Origin of the sequence: Aeromicrobium sp., from assembly GCF_014378035.1 — a bacterium.
Taxonomy (GTDB): Bacteria; Actinomycetota; Actinomycetes; order Propionibacteriales; family Nocardioidaceae; genus Aeromicrobium.
The window spans coordinates 1-4,202 of the sequence record NZ_JACMOM010000137.1; the positions used below are offsets into that span (position 1 = coordinate 1).

Below are 4,202 nucleotides of genomic sequence, written 5' to 3' on the forward strand. Positions count from 1 at the left end.
GCCACGTCCTGGCCTTTCAACATTTTGGTGGCGTCCCGGGCCGGGTCCGGTATGACAACCTCAAGCCCGCGGTCACCCGGGTCCTGAAAGGACGCAACCGCGACGAGGCCGAGCGGTTCGTGGCGCTGCGATCGCACTACCTATTGACTGAACTAGTTGCGGCATAGTTGCAGTTCAAGTGGGGTGTGTCGCTGACACGAGTCGGCGTTCTGGTCCGACAGACTCCCCGGTATGAATCCCGACGAGGAGCCATTTCCCTCATCTGACCGGGCTATGGAGGTTGTGCCGCAGGTGGGTCGACTCGTGGCCACTGGTGAGTTATGGGATCCGTACCGGCTCCTGGACGCCGAGGGGGTAACGGTCGAGGCGGTCTCGTCCTACTTCAAGGAACTGCAGGCGGCGGGGCGGTCGCCGGCAACATTGCGCTCTTACGGGATGGACATGTTGCGATGGTTCCGGTTCTTGTGGGCGATCGGGGTGGTCTGGGACCGGGCAACACGGACTGAAGCGCGGGACTTCGCCCGTTGGCTGCAGGTTGGCGGCAAACCAGTTCGGTCACATTGGCGCAGCCAGGACCTGCCGGACCTCGACGCTACCGTCCCCGTCGCGAGGGGCAACGTGTACGCGGCCTCGGTGCGGGCTCATAACGAGACGGTGTTACGTGGCTTCTACGACTTCCACCGCGACACCGGTACCGGGCCGATTCTCAATCCGTTCCCGCTGGATCGCGCACGGCGCCATCGGCGAGCACATGCCCATCAGAACCCGATGGAGCCGCAACGCAATGAACGCAGCGGCCTGTACCGGCCCGGCGTGCCGGGCAGGATCCCTCGCAGCGTGCCGGACGCGGAGTTCAACGAGATCTTCGCCAGGCTGCCTTCACATCGGGACCGGGCTCTGGTGGCTTTCTACGTCTCGACCGGGGCGCGCGCCTCGGAGTTGCTCTCGGTTACCCAGGGCGGTGTCGATCCCGGTCGCCAGCTGATCACGGTCGTGCGTAAAGGAACTGGTGCTTCGCAGCAGCTCCCGGCCTCCACCGACGCGTTCGTGTGGTTACGGCTTCACCAGCTGGAACGTGACGGGGCGATCCCGACCGGACGGCGTGAACCGCTGTGGTGGACGCTGCGATCTCCGGCCCGCCCGCTGACCTACCACGCGGTGCACCGCATGTTCGAGCGGGTGAATGTGCGGGCCGGGACGGAGGCGACGTTGCACTCGTTGCGGCACACAGCCGCATACCGGATGGCCGAGGATCCTGCGCTGCCACTGACCGACGTCCAGCTCGTGCTGGGTCACGCCCAGCTGACGACGACTCAGCTCTACCTGACACCGCGCAAGGAAGATGTGATCCGCCGGGTGCTGGCCCATCACGCCGAGCAAACCAGGCGAGCAGCCGAGCGTGTGGTTCCGACTCCCGCTCCGGGCTACCGGCCCGAGACCCTCCAGGTCCTCTTCGGCGGTAGCCCCTCATGAGCTTGCTCGTCGACGACGAGACAACCGCGCTGAGCGTGCAATCCAGCCCGGCCGAGTCGACCCGAACCGACTACCCACCGCGTCTTGTCCCAGGCTCATGGACTGCGACCCGACGAACGCGTCAGGAGGTCTTGGCCGAGGGATTGAGCGTGCCGCTGCTCGAGTCCTACGGGAAGCGGCGCAGCAAAGGTGGTGTCGGCCTGCGATTGCTGCTCGACTGGTTGGCCGATCAGCCCGGGCGAAGTTGGCAGGAACGTTGGCAATCCAGCGGAGCCGACGCGGCCGGCCGCGCGTGGCGGGCGATCCCGTCGTCGTGGCTGGACGAGCGAGGCCATGGTCCGTGGCGTCGCGAGGCCCTGATCGAGGCGCTACCAGTGATGATCAGCGCGGACCTGGTGCGGCCCTCACTGACATGGCTGGTGGGCGGCGGTCTGGCCCGGGGTGGCCTGCTGGTCCGCAACCTTGCCGAGTCGCGTGATCCGCAGGGCTTCGCCCGGTTACGGGAGTTGTGTGAGGCCGATGACGGCGTCTCGAGCACGGTCACCAAACAGGTGGCCTACCGAAGTGCGCTCATCCTCGCAGCCAAGGGTGGCACCCTGGGACAGGTCACGGTCGGAGACATGGTGGAACTATTCGCCGCTGAGGATCACGTCCTGGTCAACCCCTCCACTGGCCGCACCGCGTACTACCGGATCTTGCGTGACTTGGGGATCTTCGGTGCGGGGACACCGGCGATGCTGCGAGGACTACACACCGTTGGCCAGCGGACCCCCGAGGAGTTGATCGACCGATACGGTCTGGCCTGCCGTCCGGTCCGCGACCTGCTGGTGGACTACTTGCGCGAACGGCAGCCGGCGCTGGACTACACCAGCCTGGACTCGTTGTCCTGCATGCTGGGGATGCGATTCTGGGCCGACATCGAGGAACATCACCCGGGCATTCAAAGCCTGCGGCTCCCTCGCGAGGTCGCCGATGACTGGAAGCGCCGATTGCGCACCATCACCAAGATGACCACCAACGAGGCCGGTGAGAAGGTCCAAGTCGCAGTACCACGGATCAACTACCGGGAGTGTCTAACCCCGGTGCGAGCGTTCTACCTGGACCTCGCTCACTGGGCTGTTGAGCAGCCGAGTCGATGGGGTCCCTGGGTGGCGCCCTGCCCCGTCGGGGAAGAGGAAGTCAACCGCCGCAAGGCCAAACGGCAGCGGAAATCCCGGATGGACTCCCGCACCCGCGAACGACTGCCCGCTCTGCCGATCCTGGTGCGCACCACCGACCAGCAGCGAAGGACCGCAATGACCCTGCTGGAAACGGCTCGCCGCACCCAACCCGGTCAGTCGTTCACGGTTGAGGGAACCACCCTGACCCGTCCGGTCATCACCCGCGGTGCGGTCGACAAGGTCTGGGCCCAGGATCCTGCCACAGGCAAACGCCGAGATCTGTCCCGCGAAGAGGACCACGCGTTCTGGGCCTGGGCCATCGTCGAAGTATTGCGCGCCACCGGAATCCGTGTTGAGGAGCTGCTCGAGCTCAGCCACCACGCCCTGGTGCAGTACCGGCTCCCCACCAGCGGTGAGCTCGTGCCACTGCTTCAGATCCTGCCGTCCAAAACCGACACGGAAAGACTGCTCGTGGTCAGTCCCGAGCTCGCAGAGGTCCTCGCCGCGATCATCGCCCGACTCCGCGACAGCACCGGAGCGGTGCCTCTGGTCGCGGCCTACGACAAACGCGAACGACTCTGGTCACCCCCAGCGCCACTGCTGTTCCAGCGTCGCATCGGCACCGAGCATCGGGCGATCGCCATGGGCGCCATCGGGAAACTGCTGTCCGCCGCCCTCGCGCACAGCGGCCTGATCGACCCAGCCGACGGGCAGCCGCTGCACTACACCCCGCACGACTTCCGAAGGATGTTCATCACCGACGCCATCCTGGGCGGCCTGCCACCACACATCGCCCAGGTAATCGCCGGCCACCAGGACATCAACGTCACCCTCGGTTACAAAGCGGTCTACCCCGACGAAGCCATCCAGGCACACCTGGCCTTCCTGGCACGACGACGCTCACTGCGACCCACCGAGGAATACCGCACCCCCTCCGATCAGGAATGGCAAGAGTTCCTCGGCCACTTCGAACGACGTAAGGTCTCCACCGGCACCTGCGCCCGCGCCTTCGGCACCCCGTGCATCCACGAACACGCCTGCGTGCGCTGCCCCATGCTCTGGCCCGACCCCGCACAACGGCACCGACTGGTCGAGATCCGCGACAACCTGCACGCCCGCATCGCCGAAGCCGAACGCGAGGGCTGGCTCGGGGAAGTCGAAGGCCTGCAGGTCAGTCTCGCCGGAGCCGAGGACAAGATCACCCAGCTCGACAAACAGCCCGCCCACCGCACCGTCGTCGCGCTAGGCATCCCCAGCAGCAGATAACAACCCCGCACCTCTGCAGGCAGTCCAGCGCTCAACAAGTCATCAGAATCCGCGACGATGACCTCTGCAACTCGGCCATAAGGAGTTCAGAGAATACGGTTTCGAGTCGTTCTTCTGCCAGCCCGGTTTGAAGGGCGCCCATGAGAAGGGCGGCGTCGAAGGAGAGATCGGCCGGTTCCGGCGCCGCCACCTCGTCCCGGTCCCCAAGTGCGCTTCCCTGGCCCAACTGGGCGAGCACATCGCGGCGGCGGACCTGCTCGACGACGCCCGGGTGATCACCGGCCGCCCCATCACCATCGGGGC

3 protein-coding genes are annotated in these 4,202 nt (G+C 66.1%); 2 read left to right on the forward strand and 1 reads right to left on the reverse strand.

Going from position 1 to position 4,202, the window contains the following annotated elements:
• Window positions 1-303 precede the first annotated feature (303 nt).
• Window positions 304-1,473, forward strand: coding sequence for a site-specific integrase (locus H7290_RS07150; protein WP_290513333.1), 1,170 nt, complete (start codon window positions 304-306; stop codon window positions 1,471-1,473).
• On the forward strand, window positions 1,470-3,899 hold the full coding sequence (locus H7290_RS07155) for a site-specific integrase (RefSeq protein ID WP_290513334.1): 2,430 nt from the start codon (window positions 1,470-1,472) through the stop codon (window positions 3,897-3,899). The genes H7290_RS07150 and H7290_RS07155 overlap by 4 nt, the downstream gene beginning before the upstream one ends.
• Window positions 3,900-3,930: 31 nt before the next feature.
• Here H7290_RS07155 and H7290_RS07160 read toward each other — a convergent pair.
• Window positions 3,931-4,202 (reverse strand): hypothetical protein (locus tag H7290_RS07160; RefSeq protein ID WP_290513335.1); only part of this gene is annotated, 272 nt, incomplete at its 5' end.